The following is a 19,428-nucleotide window of genomic DNA, read 5'->3' as shown; positions in this document are numbered from 1 at the left end:
AGTTAAGGGCTGGCCGTCGCCCAGACAGTCTTCACCTCATCCGCGATGATTCGCAGCCCCTCCGCCACGCGCTCATCGTCCTGTGAGTAGGTCACCCGCAGGCATTCGTGGCGGTGCTTCCAGCCGTCTTCCGGCAAACCGGGGAAGAAGTAGTGCCCCGAGACCACCAGCACGCCCCGCGCTTTCAGCCGCTGATACAGCTCCAGACTGCTGATCGGCAGCCCCGGAAACCAGAGCCAGAGAAACATGGCGCCTTCGGGTTTATGGACATACCAGCGACAGCTGTCCTCGCCCATGGCATCCCGGAACACCGCCACCGCCCGCTCCATTTTCGCCTTGTAGAACGGGCAGACCACGTCCCGGCTGAGAGACAGGATTTCTCCTGAGCGCACCAGAGGCTCCGCCAGCATGGCGCCAAAGCTACCAGTGGCAAGGTTCATGATGGCATTGATGCCCGACAAGGCCTTGATCACCGGCTCCGCCGCAATAACGATGCCCGTACGCACGGCCGGCAGGCCGAACTTGGACAGGCTCAGACACAGGATCACCTGGTCGTTCCAGTGGGGTTTCGCATCCACAAACAGCAGGCTTGGAAACGGTGTACCGTAGGCTCCATCCACAATCAGCGGGATGTCGTGCTGGCGGGCCATGGCTTCCAACCGGGACAGCTCTTCGTCGGTGACCACATTTCCAGTGGGGTTCGTGGGCCGGGAAACGCAGATGGCGCCGGTTTCAGCCGTTACCTCAACCGCATCGAAATCCACCCGGTATTTGAACTCATGGGCGTCGGTGAATGAGATATCCGGCTGCACGGCGTGGAACAGCCCGGGCTCAATACCGGCATCGGCATAGCCTATGTACTCTGGCGCCAGTGGCAACAGGACATGCTTGTGCACCCCATCACCATAGTCACCACCAAACATATTGAACAGCATGAAAAACGCGGCCTGACTGCCATTGGTCAGGGCAATATTTTCCGGCTTCAATCCCCAGCCATACTCACGATTCAGAAGCTCGGCCAAGGAGGCAATGAACTGCTTCTCACCCTGGGGCGGGTCATAAATACCAACCAGCCTGCGCGTATCACCATCACTTTGGGCCATGTCGGCCAGTATCTGCTGGACCCGAGCCTGGATCTCGGGAATATGACCGGGATTGCCCCCACCCATCATGATCATGTCGTCGCCGGACGCCAGGGCGTTGCCAAGGTCATCCATCAGGGAGGTGATTCCCGCATCCGCGGTAAATTTCCGACCAAAGGAAGAGAGTTTCATGATGCTTTTCGGTACCGGATTAGAACGGATTGTCACCCAAGTGTAGGCCAGAGCCAGCAGCGCTGCCGGTCAGTCGCTCAGCGAGATGCCCAGGTTGCTCACACCGTCGTTGGCGGCATCGCCGTGGATGCGTTCAACAAACTGGCTGGTGGGCGTGCGCTGGCGTTTGAGGGCCAGGATCAGGTCGCGCTGGAATACCTTGTCTTCTTTCATCAGCGGGTGCTGGTCCAATAGCCTGACCAGCTCATCTTCTTCCAGATCTTCACCTTCAGAAAGCTCAACAAAGTTCATGACGGTCGCGGTGGCCATCTGGGAGGCGTCGGTTGCACGGTGCTTGCCCGGATTGAGCCGGTTCAGCAACGCCTGTTCCAGCAACTGGCAAAAATCAAAGGCGGGATAGACACCGTAAGCGTCATAGGCGCTCACATCTGGCGACAGCGATTCGAGTTTCGCCAGCAATTGGGGAATGGCCGCTTCGGAAACGTCCTTTTGCAGCATTTCCCAGCCAAGATCGAGCAAGTGGCGCATTTTCGCACCGGTTTTGAGCCCAACGGCGTCCGCAAACAGGGCGTAATTGGGGAAGGAGCGCTCAGCGAGGGCCATCAGGAAGGTAAATTCCCGCCAGCCCTGCAGTTGTGAGACAGCTTTCAGAAACTGATTGGCGTTCACTGTGGCTCTCTCCTGACGATGTCGCTTACCGGAATCGCCCCTGCGGCACTGCCACTCATGTTCGCGGCAGGGTCACGCCTGTTTGCCCCAGGTACTTTCCGCCCCGGTCTTTGTAGCTGGTGTCGCAGATTTCATCGGACTCAAAGAACAGCATCTGGGCGACGCCTTCGTTGGCGTAGATTTTGGCCGGCAAATTGGTGGTGTTGGAAAATTCCAGGGTGACCTGCCCTTCCCACTCGGGTTCCAGTGGTGTGACGTTGACGATGATGCCACACCGCGCGTAGGTGGATTTGCCCAGGCAGATGGTCAGCACACTGCGGGGGATACGGAAGTATTCCACGGTGCGCGCCAGGGCAAAGGAGTTGGGCGGGATGATGCAGACGTCGCCGGTGTAGTTGACGAAGCTGTTGTCGTCGAAGTTCTTCGGGTCCACGGTGGCGGAGTGGACGTTGGTGAAGATTTTGAATTCGTTGCTGCAACGGACATCGTAGCCGTAGCTGGATGTGCCGTAGGAGATTACGCGGCCTTTTTCGGTTTCGCGGACCTGATCGTATTCAAAGGGTTCGATCATGCCGTGATCCCGGGACATCCGGCGAATCCAGTGGTCGGATTTGATGCTCATGGGTGACGTCTCGTATCCATAAAAAAGAGAGGCGGTAGTTTACCTGTTCACTTAATGACTGTCGAAGGCTTGGGTTCTGAATTTGCTTCCTGGCTTCGGGGGCTGCCAGAACAGACGGGACCTTCCGAAACACGCCGTTGATACGTCCATGTAGGCTTGAGAAAAACATCCATGTTTTTCACAGTTTCGGAAGGCCCCGTCTGTTCTGGCGATCCAGCTTTCGTGGTGGTCTATAGCTCAGCCCACCTCTTGGTGTTGCGGGCTTTACTAGTGTTCAGTGACGGACACGCTGGAGATCGAACCGGTAAGATTTCGCTCTCGTGTGGACAACTCCGCACCTACCCGGCGGGCGATATCCTTGTAGCGCCTTGCCACTTCCGAATCGGGTTCTGCCACCACAGACGGGGTGCCGCCGTCGGTCTGTTCGCGGATGGTCAGGTGCAGCGGGAGTTGGCCCAACAGCGTGGTGTCGTACTCTTCGGCGATGCGTTCGCCGCCGCCGTGGCCGAAAAGGGGTTCTTCGTGGCCGCAGTTGCTGCAGATGTGGACGCTCATGTTTTCCACCACGCCCAGCACGGATATGTCCACCTTGCGGAACATTTCGATGCCTTTTTTGCCGTCCAGCAGGGCGATGTCCTGGGGTGTAGTGACGATGACGGCGCCGTTTACCGGGACTTTCTGGGCGATGGTGAGCTGGATGTCGCCCGTGCCCGGGGGCATGTCGAGGATGAGGTAGTCCAGTTCGTTCCACAGGGTCTGTTGCAGCAGTTGCATGACGGCGCCACTGACCATGGGGCCGCGCCAGACCATGGGGGTTTTATCGGTGACGACGAAGGCCATGGAGTTGGCCTGCAGGCCGTGAGCTTCCATGGGGACGAAGTATTTGTTTTCCCGGGTGTCGGGGCGTTTGCCCTCGGGAACGCCCAGCATCATACCGATGCTGGGGCCGTAGATGTCTGCGTCGAGTATGCCCACGCGGGCGCCTTCGGCTTGCAGCGCCAGGGCGAGGTTGACGGCGGTGGTGGATTTGCCCACACCGCCCTTGCCGGAGGCCACGGCAATGATGTTCTTGACGCCGGGAACGGACTGGATGTCTTTCTGGCCTTTGTGGGAGTGGATTTTCTGTCCCACGTGGACATCCACGCCTTCAACGCCCTCGACGTCGTCGAGGGCGTTGGTGAGCAGCTCTTTCAGGGCGCCGGCGATGCCTTTGGACGGGTATGGCAATTCGATCATCACGGTGACCTTGCCGCTGTCGTCCGCGGTCAGGGATTTCACCGCACCCAATTCATACAGGTCCTTGCCCAGGTAGGGGTCGCGGTACTGTTGTACGGCGGTTTCCAGTGCCTGCTGTGAAATCTGTGCCATCGGAATCTCCGGTCTAACGTCACGCGCATTTATTAGCGCGGAAACAGGTGTTTCGGGTGAAAATTATCTGCTCGGAAGGTATCATTTGTGCCCGTTTCTGGCCATAAGGGTTCTTTACCCGGAGCAAGGCCGGTAAACGCGAACGCCCAACTCCTGACGAATGAAGGTTCGGACCACAACATGACGCAAGCGAGTTCAAAGCAACAGCGCGATATTCTGGTAACCAGCGCCCTGCCGTACGCCAATGGCCCCATCCACCTGGGCCATCTGCTGGAATACATTCAGACGGATATCTGGGTGCGCTATCAGAAAATGCGTGGCCAGAACTGCTACTACGTTTGTGCGGACGATGCTCATGGTACTGCTATTATGCTCCGTGCCGAGCGGGAAGGCATCTCCTCCGAGAGCCTGATCGACCGTATCCGGGACGAGCACCAGCAGGATTTCGGCGGCTTCCACATCCGCTTCGACAACTATTACACCACTCATTCCGAGGAGAACCGCCAGTTCTCGGAATACATTTATCGCCAGTTGCAGGAAAACGGCCACATCGCCACCCGCAAGATTACCCAGGCGTTCGATCCTGAAAAGAACATGTTCCTGGCGGACCGGTTCATTAAGGGCACCTGCCCCAAGTGCAAGACCGAAGACCAGTACGGCGACAACTGCGAAGCCTGTGGCGCCACCTATACCCCGGCTGAGCTGATCAATCCCCGCTCGGCGGTCTCCGGTGCCACGCCGGTGGACAAAGAATCCGAGCACTACTTCTTCCGCCTGCCGGAATTTGCGGACTTTCTCGCGAACTGGACCCGCAGCGGTACGCTGCAACCCCAGGTGGCCAATAAACTGGCCGAGTGGCTGGATGCTGGTCTGCAGGAATGGGACATCAGCCGCGATGCGCCCTATTTCGGCTTCGAGATTCCGGATGCACCCGGCAAGTACTTCTACGTCTGGCTCGACGCGCCCATTGGTTACCTCGCCAGTTTCAAGAACCTGTGCAACCGGGAAGGCATTGATTTCGAGCATTTCTGGAAGGCGGATTCCACCGCCGAGGTGTACCACTTTATCGGCAAGGACATTATCAATTTCCACGCCCTGTTCTGGCCGTCCATGCTGCACAGCGCCGGGTTCCGCACACCCAGTGCCGTCTGGGCCCATGGTTTCGTGACGGTAAATGGTAAGAAAATGTCCAAGTCCCGGGGCACGTTCATCATGGCCCGGACCTATCTGGACCATCTGAATCCGGAATACCTGCGCTACTACTTCGCCGCCAAACTCACCGGCAGCGTCGACGATATGGACCTGAACCTGGAAGACTTCGCCGCGCGGGTGAACTCGGACCTGGTGGGCAAGGTGGTCAACATTGCCAGTCGCAGCGCCGGGTTCATCACCAAGCGCTTTGATGGCCAGCTCGGTACCGTCACCGAACATGAAAAGCTGAAAGAGTTTATCGAGGCCGGCGATGAGATCGCGGACTTTTTCGAGGCCCGGGAGTTCGGCCGCGCCATGCGTCGAATCATGGAACTGGCTGACATCGCCAACCAGTACGTGAATGACGAGCAGCCCTGGGTCATTGCCAAGCAGGACGGCCAGGACGACAACCTGCAGGCCATCTGCACCAACGCCATCAACATGTTCCACCTGCTGATGACTTACCTGGCGCCGGTTCTGCCGGAAACCGCCAAGGCTTCCGAGGCGTTCCTGAATGCGCCGCTGGACTGGAACAAGCGCGAGCAACGGCTTGAGAATCACGGCATCAACAAGTTCAAGCCGCTGATGAACCGCGTGGATATGGCTCAGATCGAAAAAATGCTGGACGCGTCCAAGGAAGAAATGCCCGCAGCGACAGGACAGAAGGCCCCGGAAGCCAATCTCGAGCCCATTGCGGATGAAATAGAATTCGGGGATTTCGCGAAGGTGGATCTTCGGGTCGTCAGAATTGTCAAAGCCGAACACGTGGACGGCGCCGACAAGCTGCTTCGCCTTACCCTTGACGTTGGAGAGGGCGAGCGCAACGTTTTTGCCGGCATCAAATCGGCGTACAAACCTGAGGACCTCGAAGGACGCCTGACGGTGATGGTGGCCAACCTCAAGCCCCGAAAGATGAAATTCGGAATGTCAGAGGGCATGGTGCTGGCGGCCGGCCCCGGCGGAAAAGACATTTTCATCCTGTCACCGGATTCGGGCGCCACGCCCGGCATGCGGATTATGTAATGGCGCGCTCTGATGACTGAGTATCTGCTGATCCTGGTCAGCACCATACTGGTGAACAATTTTGTGCTGGTTCAGTTTCTTGGACTGTGCCCGTTCATGGGCGTATCCGGGAAGCTGGAAACCGCCATGGGCATGTCATTGGCCACCACGTTTGTGCTGACCCTGGCCTCGGTGTGCAGCTACCTGGCGTATACCTACCTGCTGGAGCCGCTGGACCTGGCGTTCCTGAAAACCATCACGTTCATCCTGGTCATCGCCGTTGTGGTGCAGTTCACGGAGATGGTGGTGCGCAAGACCAGCCCCCTGCTCTATCGGGTATTGGGCATTTTCCTGCCGTTGATCACCACCAACTGTGCGGTTCTGGGTGTTGCCCTGCTCAACCTCAACAAGAACAATAACTTCGTGGAGTCTGTCCTGTACGGGTTCGGCGCCGCCGCCGGCTTTTCGCTGGTGCTGGTGCTGTTTGCTGCCATGCGTGAACGCATCGCCGTGGCCGATGTTCCGGTTGCCTTCCGGGGCGCCGCCATTGGCATGGTCACCGCCGGGTTGATGTCTCTGGCTTTCCTGGGCTTTACTGGTCTGGTCAGCGTCTGACGGAGCGTTTGTATTATGTGGACGAGCATACTGATTGCCGTACTGGTTCTGCTCGCGCTGGCGGTTGTGTTCGGCGGCCTGCTGGGCTTTGCCGCAGAGCGCTTTCGGGTGGAAGGCAACCCGTTGGTGGACCAGATTGACTCCATGCTTCCCCAAACCCAGTGCGGCCAGTGTGGTTTTCCCGGCTGCCGTCCCTACGCCGAATCCATTGCCAACGGCGATGCCATCAACAAATGCCCTCCGGGCGGTGAAACCACCATCAAGGCACTGGCGGACCTGCTGGACGTGGAGCCACAACCGCTGGACGCGGAACACGGGGTGGAACAGGCCAAGCGTGTTGCGGTGATTCGCGAGGACGAGTGCATTGGTTGCACCAAGTGTATCCAGGCCTGCCCGGTGGACGCCATCCTCGGCGCCGCAAAACACATGCATACCGTAATCGAGAGCGAATGCACCGGCTGTGATCTGTGTGTGGAACCCTGCCCGGTGGACTGTATCGACATGATTACGGTAGAGCCCGACATTCGCTCCTGGACCTGGACACCGCCCAAATCCGGTGTGATTGCCACCGATCGTCAGGGGGCCAACGCCTGATGACACAGCTCTGGGACTTTTCCGGCGGCATCCATCCTGCCGAAAACAAACACCAGTCCACATCACGCCCGATCACTGGCGCCGGCCTGCCAGAAGTTCTGGTATTGCCGTTGCAGCAGCATATAGGCGAGCCGGCCGAATCCTGTGTTGCAGTCGGCGATCGAGTCCTCAAAGGCCAGAAAATAGCCGACGTGACCGGCGGCATGGGCGTACCCGTTCACGCGCCGACGTCCGGCACCATTGAATCCGTCAGCCTTCAGCCCGTTCCCCACCCCTCCGGAATGAGCGACTGGTGCATTACCCTCAAGCCCGACGGAAAAGATGAGTGGGCACCTCTCAACCCGATAACGAACTACCGGGATCTGGACCGGGAAACGGTGCTCGAACAAATCCGCGACGCCGGCATTTCCGGCATGGGAGGCGCCGGCTTCCCCACAAACATCAAGCTACGCCCGCCGAGGGACCGGAAGGTAAACACGCTGATCCTGAACGGCGCGGAGTGTGAGCCCTACATCACGGCCGACGATATGTCGATGCGGGAGAACGCGGTCGAGATCATTGCCGGGTTGCGCATCATGGCGTGGATACTGCGCCCGGAGCGGGTTGTGATCGGCATTGAGGACAACAAGCCAGAGGCCATCTCAGCGCTCAGGAAAGCCGCGGAGGGCACCCAGACAGAGATCGCGGTCATCCCCACCAAATATCCCTCTGGCGGTGAAAAACAGCTGATACAGATCCTGACAGGCATGGAAGTGCCCAGTGGCGGGATTCCAGCGGATATTGGAGTGATGTGCCAGAACGTGGGCACAGCCATCGCCGTATCCGCCGCCATTCATCGGGGCGAGCCGTTGATTTCCCGTGTCACAACGGTCACTGGGTATGCAGTGACCGATCCCGGTAATTTCGAGGTCCTGATCGGCACACCTATCGACTACCTGCTCTCGCAGGCCGGGCAGGAAAACAGCAAGCTCCACCGCCTTGTTCTGGGTGGGCCGATGATGGGCTATACCCTGGAAACGCCAGCCGTACCGGTGGTCAAGACCACCAACTGCGTCATTGCCGCCACTGCCACGGAATTACCGGACCCGGCTCCGGAACAACCCTGTATTCGCTGCAGCATGTGCGCCGAAGCCTGCCCAATGGAGTTGCTGCCCCAGCAACTGTTCTGGTACTCCAAAGCCGGGGAGTTCGACAAAGCCGAGCACCTGAACCTGTTCGACTGCATCGAATGTGGTGCCTGTTCTTACGTCTGCCCCAGCTCCATTCCGCTGGTGCAGTATTACCGGGCGGCCAAAGGCGAGATACGGGTACAACAGGCTGAACAGCTGAAAGCGGATCGCGCCCGTGAACGTTTTGAAGCCCGTCAGGCGAGACTCGAACGGGAACAGCAGGAGAAAGAGCAGCGCCGCAAAGAACGAGCGAAGGCGGCTGCCGAAGCCCAGGCCAGGAAGCAGGCCGAGGCTGAAAAGGCGGAAGCAGAAGGCCAGCCCGCCGATGACCGTGCCGCCAAAGCCGCCCTGGTGCAGGAAGCCCTTGCCCGCAAAAAGGCCAAGGGCCAACAACAGGCCGAAACGAAAGCCGAGACATCTGAAACCAAAGCCGCCAGCGAACCGGCACCCGATATTGACGCCCTAGAGAAGCAGCTTGCCCAGGCCACCGCAAAGCTGAACACCATGCAAAGCATGCTGGAGGACGCCAGGGCCGAGAATGCGGACAATGTCGAAAAACTCGAGAGAGCCGTCACCAAGAACCACGACCGGGTGAAGCGGGCGGAAGAGGCTCTGGCAGAGGCCCGGCAATCTGTGGCGGCCACCGATACCCAAACGACAGACTCATGATGAACAGGCTCCAACGCTAATGGCACTTGCGCAACAGTCCTCGCCCCACGCCCGTAACGCCCGCTCCACGTCACAGGTCATGCTGTGGGTGATTCTGGCGGCCCTGCCCGGCCTGCTGGCGCTGACCCTGTTCTTTGGCTGGGGCAATCTGATCAACGTGGTCTGGTGCATCGCGGTGGCACTGGCAGCCGAGGCTGCCATTCTGAAGCTTCGCAAGCGCCCGGTGGTTTTCTTCCTGAAAGACAACACCGCTGCGGTCACTGGCCTTTTGCTGGGCCTTTCCCTGCCTCAGTTTGCGCCCTGGTGGGTGTCCGCGGTTGCCGTCATCGCCGCCATCGTCATGGCCAAGCAGCTCTATGGTGGCCTGGGCTCCAACCCGTTCAACCCTGCCATGGTGGGTTACGCTCTGGTGTTGATCTCGTTCCCCGTGGCCATGACCACGAATTGGGCACAGCCCGGTCTCCTATGGGAGACCGCTCCGGGGTTTGGCGACACCCTGGGCATGATCGCCTCCGGTCAGCAAACAGCGGTAGACGCCTTTACCATGGCCACGCCGCTGGATGAGTACAAACACAAGATTACCACTCACACCGCAGCGGAGGTGCTTGCTCACCCCACTTTCGGCGACGGTGTTGCACGGGGCTGGGAGTGGGTCAACGCCGCGTTCCTAGTGGGTGGCCTGGTTCTTGTCGGCCTGAAGATTATCACCTGGCACATTCCAGTCAGCATGCTGGCGGGCCTCGCGCTTATGGGCCTTGCCTTTGGCAGCAACGCGGACCAGTATGCGCCGCTGTCCATGCACCTGCTGGCAGGGGGCACCATGTTAGGTGCATTCTTTATCGCCACAGACCCGGTGTCCGCCGCGTCCAGCCATCAGGGCAAGCTGATCTACGGAGCGGGTATTGGTATCCTGATTTACCTGATCCGCACCTGGGGCGCCTACCCCGATGCGGTGGCCTTCAGCGTTCTGCTGATGAACTTCGCGGTGCCGTTTATCGACCACTACACGCCGCCTCGTACCTATGGGCATCACAAGCCCCGGCGCGGCATTCCCGGCAAGGGTCAGGGGTAAAGCATGGCAGCACTCGCAAAGTCCATCCGTCGCAACGCCATTGGCCTGGGCCTGTTCGCCATCATTACCGGCGGCACCATCGCCATCACCCAGGTTATGACGGCCGAGCGCATACAGGAACAGGCCGCCAGAGCGGAAGCTCAGGCGCTGTTTGAGATCATTCCGGAAAACCGGCACGACAATCATCTGCTGACCGACACGGTGCAGCTTCCTGCGGATAACGGAATGAACGCTAACGACCCCGTCACGGCCTGGGTGGCACGTCGCAATGGCCGCCCTACCGGATTGATCATGCCGGTGGTGGCCCCTGACGGTTATTCTGGCAACATTCACTTATTGGTGGGCCTGGATATGAAGGGCACGGTGCTGGGCGTTCGGGTGACCAGCCACCGGGAAACCCCTGGCCTGGGCGACCGCATTGAAACCAAGAAGTCAGACTGGATCCACTCGTTCACCGGCCGCTCTCTTGGCAACCCGGAACCAGAACGCTGGACTGTCAGGAAGAATGGCGGGGTATTTGACCAGTTCACCGGTGCGACCATCACCCCGAAAGCCGTGGTTAATGCGGTGCAAAAAACACTCATCTATTTCCGTGAGCATCGCAGCGACATTCGCGACATCCTCAATGAACCCGCGTCACCCCGAAGCACGCCTCTGACGCCCGAGGAAATCGCTGGCCAGACACCAGAACGGGAGCATTCGTAGCATGGCGACCAAATCCAGCTCAGAGATCATCCGTGACGGGCTTTGGACCAACAACCCTGCCCTGGTTCAGGTGTTGGGGCTTTGCCCCCTGCTAGCGGTGACCAGTACCGTCGTTAATGCCATCGGCCTGGGCCTGGCAACGCTGATGGTACTGATGGGCTCGAACCTGGCAGTGTCACTGATCCGCAACTTTGTCAGCGAGTCGGTGCGCCTGCCTGCCTTCGTGATGATCATCGCCTCTTTCGTCACCTGCGCTGAACTGCTGATGCAGGCCTATACCTATGAGCTCTACCAGATCCTGGGTATTTTCATTCCATTGATTGTGACCAACTGTGCCATTCTGGGCCGCGCGGATGCGTTTGCCTCCAAGAACCCGCCCCTACCCGCCCTGCTGGACGGTGTCATGATGGGTACCGGCTTTCTGGTAGTGCTGATTGCACTCGGCGCCATGCGGGAGCTCGTAGGCCAGGGCACCCTGTTTACCGATATGGATCTCCTGCTGGGCCCTATGGCGGCAGACTGGGGAATCCGTCCGCTGGAGCAATACCCTGACGTGCTCTTCATGGTACTGCCACCGGGCGCCTTTGTAGGGCTGGGGCTGCTTATCGCGCTGAAGAATGGCATCGACAATCATCTCAAGGCCCGCCGTACAGCGGCAGAGCCCATCGTGGCCGGTAGCAAGCGAGTGCGGGTAACAGGCCATGTATCCTGAACATCCAATGACCATTACTGTCTCAGCCAGCGGATAACCCATGAACAAGGCAAAACGTACGGAAATCTTTACCCGTTTGCGGGCAGCCAATCCGACGCCCACAACCGAGTTGAACTATACCAACCCGTTCGAACTGCTGATCGCAGTGATCCTCTCGGCCCAGGCCACGGACGTCGGTGTGAACAAGGCAACAGCAAAACTATACCCCGTAGCCAACACACCCGAAAAAATACTCGCACTGGGAGTGGATGGCCTGAAGGAATACATCAAAACCATCGGGCTGTTTAACAGCAAGGCCGAGAACGTGATCAAGACCTGTCGTGCGCTGATTGAAAAACACGGCGGGGAAGTTCCGGACAACCGGGAAGACCTGGAAGCCCTTCCGGGTGTGGGCCGCAAGACCGCCAATGTGGTTCTGAACACCGCGTTCGGGCAACCGGCAATGGCGGTGGATACCCACATCTTCCGGGTATCGAACAGAACGGGAATTGCGCCGGGCAAGAACGTGCTGGAAGTGGAGAAGCGCCTGATGCGGCTGGTGCCCAGGGAGTTCCTGCTGGATGCCCACCACTGGCTGATCCTTCACGGGCGCTACACCTGTACCGCCAGGAAGCCCAAATGCGGCGCCTGCATCATCGAAGATCTGTGCGAATTCAAGCAGAAACGGGATTACATGGACTGACACCGGCCCCGGATAACCGGAACCGGTGCACCTTACTGTGCGCTTACCGCTGGCCCAGCATCTTCTCTTTCAGATCTTCCTGGGCAGGCTCGTCTGACAACCAGATGCCGAACAGGGCCTTCTTGAACTCCAGGTCGCCAATGGTGGCGCGTTCCTTGCCATTCTTAAGAACGCGCACGCCTTCACCCGGCAGGTAAACGAGATCAAACACGTCACCGTCCTTGATCTCTTCTGAAAACACATCCAGGAACGCATCCACATCGTCCTTGATCGCGGCCAGGTCTCCCCCTGTGGAATTCTCAAACCCTTCCATTGTGGCTGATTTCATTTTGTCGCTGGTGATCATCCCGGAAATAATGTGCAGGGTGATGGCCTGGGGCTCGTCAGCGTTGATAATGGCCTGGCCATCGTCGATGGTCTCAGGCACATACAGACCGCCGATATAAAGGTCCATGAACCACTTGGAACGGGTACCCGCACCGTTGAGCTTGAGCTCGGTATCCATCGCCGAGTAGGTATCCGGCACATCAACGCCCTCCACCGTCAGAGCGGCGGCTGGTGTTGTAAGGGCTGCTGTCAGCAGCAGTGATGCAAATCCTGTTGATAGGGCCTTCTTCATCGTCCTTTCCTTATTGATCGTTATTATTGAATGTCTGATTGCACCGGAGTTCGACACCCATATCCCCCTCCGGCCATCAAAGTTTAACAGGGAGCAAACGAACGCTTACGCCGGCTGGTTCTCATTTGGCAACGCAAAAAAAACCGGCCTGCAGACAGCGGGCCGGTTTTTGGTGGTACAGAACCGATTACTTGAACAGCATGGTTCCCGACAGGCCTTCCTTCTCCAGGATTTCGCGAAGGCGACGTAGCGCCTCCACCTGGATCTGGCGAACCCGCTCACGGGTCAGACCAATCTCCTGGCCCACTTCCTCAAGCGTGCTGATGGGGTAACCTCTCAAGCCAAAGCGGCGGGACAACACTTCCTGCTGTTTGTCACTGAGCTGATCGATCCACTTTTCGACACAGGAGCACATGTTGTTGTCCTGCAGCAGGTCGGCGGGATCAGAGGCGCCTTCGTCTGCGACGGTATCCAGAAGGGATTTTTCACCGCCGGTACCAATAGGCGTGTCCATGGACGCAACGCGCTCGTTCAGGCCCAGCATCCGCTTAACGTCTGCTACCGGCTTGTCGACCATGCGCGCAATTTCTTCCGCCGACGGCTCGTGGTCCAGCTTCTGGGTAAGCTCCCGTGCCGCGCGCAGGTACAGGTTGAGTTCCTTAACGACGTGGATGGGAAGGCGGATGGTGCGGGTCTGGTTCATGATGGCCCGCTCAATGGTCTGGCGGATCCACCAGGTCGCGTAGGTGGAGAAACGGAAGCCCCTCTCGGGGTCAAATTTCTCTACCGCACGGATAAGCCCAAGGTTACCCTCTTCTATCAGGTCCAACAGTGTCAGACCACGGTTCACGTAACGCCGGGCAATCTTGACCACCAGGCGTAGATTGCTCTCGATCATACGTTTGCGACCGGACTCCTCTCCCTTACGGGCGAGCCGTGCAAAGTACACTTCTTCTTCGGGTGTTAAGAGAGGAGAGAAACCGATTTCGTTGAGATAAAGCTGGGTGGCGTCCAGTTGTTTCTGGCTGGTGAAGTATCGACCCTGGGCCGGGATGTCTTCTTCTGTTTCAACGGCTTCCACTTCGGCCGTTTCTTTTTCTTCTACTTTGTCTTCCGCTAACAGCTGATCGTCTGCGTCTTCAACATCTGATACACGATCAATGATGAGTTCTTCATGCTCTGCTGACATAACTCTTTGCCCCGCCTTTCAATGATCCTGGAAATTCGCTCACGTCTTTTTGTTATTGCGAGCGCCTGCTTTCTTCGTGTTCTTGTTCAGGACATTTATTGCTAGCTGTTGACGGTTGCCGGAACCGTCGTTTTTTTATTGTTTGTCTCGACTATTATCTTTCGTTGCCTCTGATTTTCGGTGCCGAACGCCAGGTTTTGTTCTGCCAATCCGTTTCATCGGGCCGGGAGGTAGTGGGCGGGGTCGACCGGGTTGCCATTTTTCCGGATTTCAAAATGCAACTTGGGCCTGTCCGTGCCGCTGTTTCCCAGTTCAGCGATGACCTGTCCGGCTTTAACGTCCTCCCCTTCCTGCACCAGAATCTTCCGGTTGTGAGCATAAGCACTCAAATAGTGCTCGTTGTGGTTCACTATGATCAAGTTGCCATAACCGAGCAACCCACTTCCAGCATAAACGACATTACCACTTGCCGCTGCCCTCACAGAGTCACCTGCTTTTCCAGCAATATCAATACCTTTATTGACTTTCCCGGATGTAGAATAACCTGCAATTACGGTGCCAACGTGGGGCCAGCGCCAGTTGACATTGGATACTGTCTGGCTTTGACCCGTTAATGGTGACGACTTATCGGGCCGCCGCGAAACCGTCGGCTTTGGCTCCGGTTTGGGAGCAGGCTGTCGCGATGCGGTGCGGGTTGGTGGTCGCGAGACCGACGTTTTACTACTTCCGCCAGTCTGCGCTGTGGATGTTACATTTCCGCGAAGGTCCAGCCTGAGAACCTGCCCTGCCTTGATGTGGTAAGGCGGGCTTATACCATTGGCATTACCTAATTCCCGGTAGTCACGGCCGTACCGCCAGGCGATGCTATAGAGCGTTTCCCCGGATTTGACAACGTGGCGGCCCCAGTACACTGGCGGGTTGTAGAGGTCATCACGGTAGATTGCCTGCGTGTTGCAGCCAGTCAGCAGCATGGCGCCAAAAAGCACAAGCAGAAAGGTGTAGAGGCGCGTCCGTTTTTTTGAACACGGAGAGGCAGGGGCACCGGAGGGGAGCCGCGGGAAGACTGCCGTCGCAGCAATGATGGACCCACGCACTAATCTCAAAAGAATAAAAATACGCCCGTTATTAGTAATTCGTATAAAAAATTCGGCGGTTTATAAAGTGTTTTAAGTAACTTGCTAATTTATTGCACATTTTGGGCATGAAACCAAGTTACCCATCTGTTGCGTTTGTTACTGCCCGAAACAACCGTACGGATCAAAAAGTAACACTTAGTCTCGATACGCCCGTGAACGCCGTCACAACAGCGAGCAGAAAACCAGGCTAGCGGGCGGCGCCAGGCTGTTTTTTCCTGCCCACCCATTCCACCAGCAAAACCAGCAACAGACCGGCGAACGCACAGGTTATCGCCAGCAGTAACTGTGACTCGTCACCGGTCAACTCAGCATAGCCCATCGGACTGACGCTTGCTTCGTTCAGGGGCACCTGCTGGCCGGCACTATTGGTGCGCCAGCTTAGTGTCTCTTTCCAGGGCCAGACCTTGTTCAGCGCCCCCACCATAAAGCCAGTCAACAACGCCAGCACAAGGTCATGGTAGCGATGGAACGCCCAGGTAATGAGCCGGGCAACCGACAGTAAACCGACCAGGCAACCAACAGCGAAAATCCCGAGGATGCCCAGATCCAGGGAACGTATGGCGTCCAGCACCGGGACGTACATACCCAGAATCACCAGGATAAAACTGCCGGAGATTCCTGGCAGGATCATGGCGCAGATGGCCAGGGCCCCGGCACCGAAGAACACCGGCATAGAGGGCGACAACGGGCTGCCGGACAAAGTCGTTACCCACCAGGCAAAAACGGTTCCCACCGAAAATGGCAACAGCAACAATGGCTCATAACGACGAACCTGACGGCCGACGTGCCACACTGACGCGACGATCAGGCCGAAGAAAAAACTCCAGATAAGGATCGGATAAGTGGCAAGGGCATGACTGATCACGGACGCGAGGGTGGCAATACTGCCCAGGATCCCCGCCAGCAGACACAGTAGGAAGGTGCCGTCACACGCCGCCCAGAATTGCCTCACCTGACCACGGATCAGATGCTGGAAGAAGGCTTGTGGAACGGCATTGATGGCTTCCAGCAACCGGAAGTAGATGCCGGTAATGAATGCAATGGTGCCACCCGACACGCCGGGGACGATATCAGCCGCCCCCATGGCCATGCCCCTCAGGAATACCGCAAAGGGGTGATGGGAGTGAGGTACGTCGGCAGAAGACTCAGAGGGGCGTTCTGCGGTCACCGTACAACCCCACCCAACAACGGCACAAAACGCACCGGTTCAATATCCCTGGTCTCGAAACGGTCGCCCTGGCGTACCATTTCCACCAACATCTGTGTGCCCTCGCCGATCGGCGCCACAATAACGCCTCCATCCGCCAGTTGGTCTTTCAGTTCCGGCGGGATCTCACGGGGTGCCGCGGTGACGATGATGCCGTCAAACGGCCCCTGTTCTGGCCACCCCATACCTCCGTCTGCGTGCTTGAGCATCGTGTTACGGTAGCCAAGCTGTCGAAGCCGGTCACGGGCCCGGTCCTGGAGCGGTTTGATGCGCTCAACGCTGAAAACCTGATCCACCAACCCGGCAAGGATCGCGGTCTGGTAGCCCGACCCGGTTCCCAGTTCCAGCACTTTCCGGGGTTTGTGGTGCATCAGGGATTCTGTCATTCGCGCGACAATATAAGGCTGAGACAGGGTCTGACTGTAGCCAATGGGCAGCGCAGTATCTTCGTAGGCCCTATGGGAAAGCGCTTCATCAAGGAATATGTGACGCGGCACGTCCGCCATGGCCGTAAGCACCTGCTCATCGGCTATACCAGCCTCTCTGAGCCTTTGTATCAGTCGCATACGGGTTCGGCGGGACGTCATTCCAATACCGTCAATCGCTGCCACCATTAACGTCCCTCCCGTCCTGACAGCAACTCAACCCACTCTCGCAGTGGCGACAGTACCTCATGGCGCGTCATATCCACATGGACGGGAGTGATCGAAACGTAATTCTCGCGCACCGCGTTGAAATCGGTCCCCGGTCCGGCGTCGCTGCCCTTGCCAGCGGCACCGATCCAGTAACGGGACTTGCCCCGGGGGCAGGTCATCGGCACCGCGCCTTCAGCCCGGTCGCGATGGCCAAGCCGGGTCACGCGGAAGCCGGCAATATCTTCCCATGGCACATCGGGAACGTTCACATTGAGAATGCATCGAGGACCAAGAGTTAACGGCTGATCGCTTTCCAGCAACGCGCGAACAACCCTGGCCGCCGTTTCGTAGTGGAAACGGCCTTCGTTCACCAGCGATACCGCTATTGCTGGCAACCCCAGGTTTCTGCCCTCGGTGGCAGCCGCCACCGTACCCGAATAGATAATATCGTCGCCGAGGTTAGCGTGGGTATTGATGCCCGAGACCACTCGATCAAACGGCTCTTCAAACAGCCCGTTAACCGCAAGGTGAACGCAATCTGTCGGGGTCCCGTCCACGGACCGGAAGCCATTGGGATGGTCTTCCACTGTTAGCGGGCGGCTCAGCGTCAAGGCATTGCTGGCACCGCTATGGTCCCGATCCGGCGCCACGACTTCAAGATGGCCCAGCCCCTGGAGCCCGTCGTGTAGGGCCTGAAGACCAGGCGAATGAACGCCATCATCATTGGACAACAGAATTCGCACAATTTTCTCCAATAAACGTGGTTGCGTCCATTATATCAAACACATCGTCCAGCAACGTTGTTGCGTATTGCCCCGGCGCAAGCCGGAACGACAACCGCAACTGGTCATTGCCGTCCCAATGCCACTCCAGACCTTCCGGTTTCAGGCTCAGCGGCCGACGCTCAGGCTTCATGCGGGTGGTTGAAAACACCGCTGCCAGCTGCGGGTGCTCCGCAACCACGGAACGCTCGATTTCGCCCTGGACCGACACTGCCTCGGTGCCACCGTCGCCCCAGAGAGGACCTGTCACCATCAGGTTCTGATTTTCACAGGCGCCAGGCTCTCCCTCCAGAGGTTCCAGCCAGGTGCCAGTCTCAACACGATGGGCGAGCACCTCGTTGAATAACCACGAACGTGCCGCCGAAAAGTACAATACGTTCTTACTGTCGCGACTGCCAGAGGTTGACCGCCCTCGCCCACGCTTTTTGACATTGCGACCACTCCGACGGTTCAGTGTTGTCGGGTCCATGGTCAGCGCCCTATCCAGATTGGCACCGCCATGGCCAAACCGTTGCGAACCGAAATAATTCGGGCATCCGAGGTCCCGCAACCGGGCCAGAGCCGCATCGATAGCAGATGTGTCGCCGACCACGTCCTTTAGCACCAGCTCAAACCGGTTGCCCTGATGATCGCCCCGCCTCAGTTTTCGAGCCTGGCGGTACTGAGCCAATACCGGCCAGTGTTCCTCCACCGCCTGGATGAACGCTCCATCGTCGTCTTCCTGTCCCGGCCGATAAAGGCTAAACCACTGACGCGTGACCGCATGACGGTCCTTCAGCCCGCAAAAACCCACGTCGAAATGCCTGCAACCGCAGATATTAGCAAGCTGCCGCGCCACGTAGTCGGTGTTATCCCCGACTTTTTCCAGACGCAGGCACAGATGCTCTCCCCCACCGCCACTGTCATCGGGCATAGACAGATCTTCATCCACGAAAAAGTCGCCGGGGAGCGATTTGATACGCGCCGAAGCCACCCGAGAGCCCGAGGAGGTTGGCCAGTCGAGTCGCCAGCCGTTGGAAGCGTGCTGAGCATCCGTCATGATGAAACCGGCTCCAGCAGGCAAACCGCCTGGCACGCAATGCCCTCACCGCGGCCGGCAAAGCCCAGCTTTTCGGTGGTGGTCGCCTTGACGCTGACCCGGCTCGCCGGGATGGCAAGATCCTCGGCAATGGTCAACCGCATGGCCTCAATATGGGGCGCCATTTTCGGGGCCTGGGCAATAATGGTGGCATCCACGTTACCGACACCATACCCTTCACCGGCAACACGCTCCATCACGCGGCGCAGCAAGTCCCGGCTGTCCGCTCCCGCCCACTCATCACTGGTATCGGGAAACAGGTGACCGATGTCGCCCAGGGCCACGGCACCCAACAGGGCATCTGCAAGGGCGTGCAAAAGCACGTCCCCGTCGGAATGGGCCTTGAGGGCATGGGTGTGCGGAATGGTCACACCGCCAATAACGACTTGATTTCCCTCACAGAAAGCATGGACATCAAAGCCCTGCCCGATTCGCATA

The 19,428-nt window shown here is 58.3% G+C and carries 20 protein-coding genes; 8 read left to right on the top strand and 12 right to left on the bottom strand.

Annotated features, from left to right (window positions below; translation table 11 throughout):
• Positions 1-2: 2 nt before the first annotated feature.
• The 4 genes from AXW11_RS03755 to apbC form a co-directional block, all read right to left on the bottom strand.
• Entirely contained in the window at positions 3-1,274 is a 1,272-nt protein-coding gene (locus AXW11_RS03755; RefSeq protein ID WP_091643928.1) for a valine--pyruvate transaminase, read from the bottom strand.
• 69 nt (positions 1,275-1,343) lie between these two features.
• Complete coding sequence (locus AXW11_RS03750; protein ID WP_091643931.1) at positions 1,344-1,943, bottom strand: YjaG family protein; 600 nt, start codon at positions 1,941-1,943, stop codon at positions 1,344-1,346.
• Between the two features lie 55 nt (positions 1,944-1,998).
• A complete protein-coding gene (gene dcd, locus AXW11_RS03745) occupies positions 1,999-2,565 on the bottom strand; it encodes a dCTP deaminase (protein ID WP_007155426.1) in 567 nt (188 codons plus the stop codon).
• A gap of 267 nt (positions 2,566-2,832) precedes the next feature.
• Positions 2,833-3,933, bottom strand: a complete 1,101-nt coding sequence (apbC, locus tag AXW11_RS03740; RefSeq protein WP_091643934.1) for an iron-sulfur cluster carrier protein ApbC — start codon at positions 3,931-3,933, stop codon at positions 2,833-2,835.
• Between the two features lie 180 nt (positions 3,934-4,113).
• Between apbC and metG the strand changes: the two genes are divergently transcribed.
• From metG to nth, 8 genes are read left to right on the top strand one after another with little or no spacing between them, the layout of a single operon-like run.
• The gene (gene metG, locus AXW11_RS03735; protein WP_041335010.1) at positions 4,114-6,147 is read left to right on the top strand and encodes a methionine--tRNA ligase; all 2,034 of its coding nucleotides are present in this window, start codon (positions 4,114-4,116) and stop codon (positions 6,145-6,147) included.
• 12 nt (positions 6,148-6,159) lie between these two features.
• Positions 6,160-6,741: an electron transport complex subunit RsxA gene (gene rsxA / locus AXW11_RS03730; protein ID WP_007155451.1), complete on the top strand. Its 582-nt coding sequence runs from the start codon at positions 6,160-6,162 to the stop codon at positions 6,739-6,741.
• A 15-nt stretch (positions 6,742-6,756) separates the two neighbouring features.
• Positions 6,757-7,335, top strand: a complete 579-nt coding sequence (gene rsxB / locus AXW11_RS03725; protein ID WP_041335008.1) for an electron transport complex subunit RsxB — start codon at positions 6,757-6,759, stop codon at positions 7,333-7,335.
• On the top strand, positions 7,335-9,173 hold the full coding sequence (rsxC, locus tag AXW11_RS03720; RefSeq protein WP_091643938.1) for an electron transport complex subunit RsxC: 1,839 nt from the start codon (positions 7,335-7,337) through the stop codon (positions 9,171-9,173). Before rsxB ends, rsxC begins: the two co-directional genes overlap by 1 nt.
• A gap of 19 nt (positions 9,174-9,192) precedes the next feature.
• Complete coding sequence (gene rsxD / locus AXW11_RS03715) at positions 9,193-10,245, top strand: electron transport complex subunit RsxD (RefSeq protein WP_091643941.1); 1,053 nt, start codon at positions 9,193-9,195, stop codon at positions 10,243-10,245.
• A 3-nt stretch (positions 10,246-10,248) separates the two neighbouring features.
• Complete coding sequence (rsxG, locus tag AXW11_RS03710; protein WP_091643944.1) at positions 10,249-10,950, top strand: electron transport complex subunit RsxG; 702 nt, start codon at positions 10,249-10,251, stop codon at positions 10,948-10,950.
• A 1-nt stretch (position 10,951) separates the two neighbouring features.
• Positions 10,952-11,662, top strand: a complete 711-nt coding sequence (locus AXW11_RS03705) for an electron transport complex subunit E (RefSeq protein WP_041335006.1) — start codon at positions 10,952-10,954, stop codon at positions 11,660-11,662.
• A 40-nt stretch (positions 11,663-11,702) separates the two neighbouring features.
• A complete protein-coding gene (gene nth, locus AXW11_RS03700) occupies positions 11,703-12,344 on the top strand; it encodes an endonuclease III (protein WP_091643947.1) in 642 nt (213 codons plus the stop codon).
• A gap of 43 nt (positions 12,345-12,387) precedes the next feature.
• Here the strand turns inward: nth and AXW11_RS03695 are convergent, their stop codons facing one another.
• From AXW11_RS03695 to ispF, 8 genes are all read right to left on the bottom strand, one after another.
• On the bottom strand, positions 12,388-12,963 hold the full coding sequence (locus AXW11_RS03695; protein ID WP_036206658.1) for a chalcone isomerase family protein: 576 nt from the start codon (positions 12,961-12,963) through the stop codon (positions 12,388-12,390).
• Positions 12,964-13,150: 187 nt separating this feature from the next.
• A complete protein-coding gene (rpoS, locus tag AXW11_RS03690) occupies positions 13,151-14,152 on the bottom strand; it encodes an RNA polymerase sigma factor RpoS (RefSeq protein WP_036206655.1) in 1,002 nt (333 codons plus the stop codon).
• Positions 14,153-14,367: 215 nt separating this feature from the next.
• Positions 14,368-15,123 carry a peptidoglycan DD-metalloendopeptidase family protein gene (locus AXW11_RS03685; protein ID WP_174447636.1) on the bottom strand — a complete coding sequence of 252 codons (756 nt, stop codon included), beginning with the start codon at positions 15,121-15,123 and terminating at the stop codon, positions 14,368-14,370.
• A gap of 352 nt (positions 15,124-15,475) precedes the next feature.
• Positions 15,476-16,456 carry a polyprenyl-phosphate transporter gene (locus tag AXW11_RS03680; protein ID WP_041335003.1) on the bottom strand — a complete coding sequence of 327 codons (981 nt, stop codon included), beginning with the start codon at positions 16,454-16,456 and terminating at the stop codon, positions 15,476-15,478.
• Positions 16,453-17,109, bottom strand: a complete 657-nt coding sequence (locus tag AXW11_RS03675) for a protein-L-isoaspartate(D-aspartate) O-methyltransferase (RefSeq protein ID WP_036206648.1) — start codon at positions 17,107-17,109, stop codon at positions 16,453-16,455. Before AXW11_RS03675 ends, AXW11_RS03680 begins: the two co-directional genes overlap by 4 nt.
• Positions 17,109-17,873, bottom strand: coding sequence for a 5'/3'-nucleotidase SurE (gene surE, locus AXW11_RS03670; RefSeq protein WP_041335000.1), 765 nt, complete (start codon positions 17,871-17,873; stop codon positions 17,109-17,111). Before surE ends, AXW11_RS03675 begins: the two co-directional genes overlap by 1 nt.
• Positions 17,851-18,951, bottom strand: coding sequence for a tRNA pseudouridine(13) synthase TruD (gene truD / locus AXW11_RS03665; RefSeq protein ID WP_041334998.1), 1,101 nt, complete (start codon positions 18,949-18,951; stop codon positions 17,851-17,853). The genes surE and truD overlap by 23 nt, the downstream gene beginning before the upstream one ends.
• Complete coding sequence (gene ispF / locus AXW11_RS03660) at positions 18,948-19,427, bottom strand: 2-C-methyl-D-erythritol 2,4-cyclodiphosphate synthase (RefSeq protein ID WP_085681112.1); 480 nt, start codon at positions 19,425-19,427, stop codon at positions 18,948-18,950. The genes truD and ispF overlap by 4 nt, the downstream gene beginning before the upstream one ends.
• Position 19,428: the final 1 nt, after the last annotated feature.

The organism is Marinobacter sp. Hex_13, from assembly GCF_001566815.1.
In the GTDB taxonomy this organism is placed as follows: Bacteria; Pseudomonadota; Gammaproteobacteria; order Pseudomonadales; family Oleiphilaceae; genus Marinobacter; species Marinobacter salarius.
The sequence above is the reverse complement of the archived record's forward strand: the minus strand, read 5'-3'. Positions and strand labels throughout refer to the sequence as shown.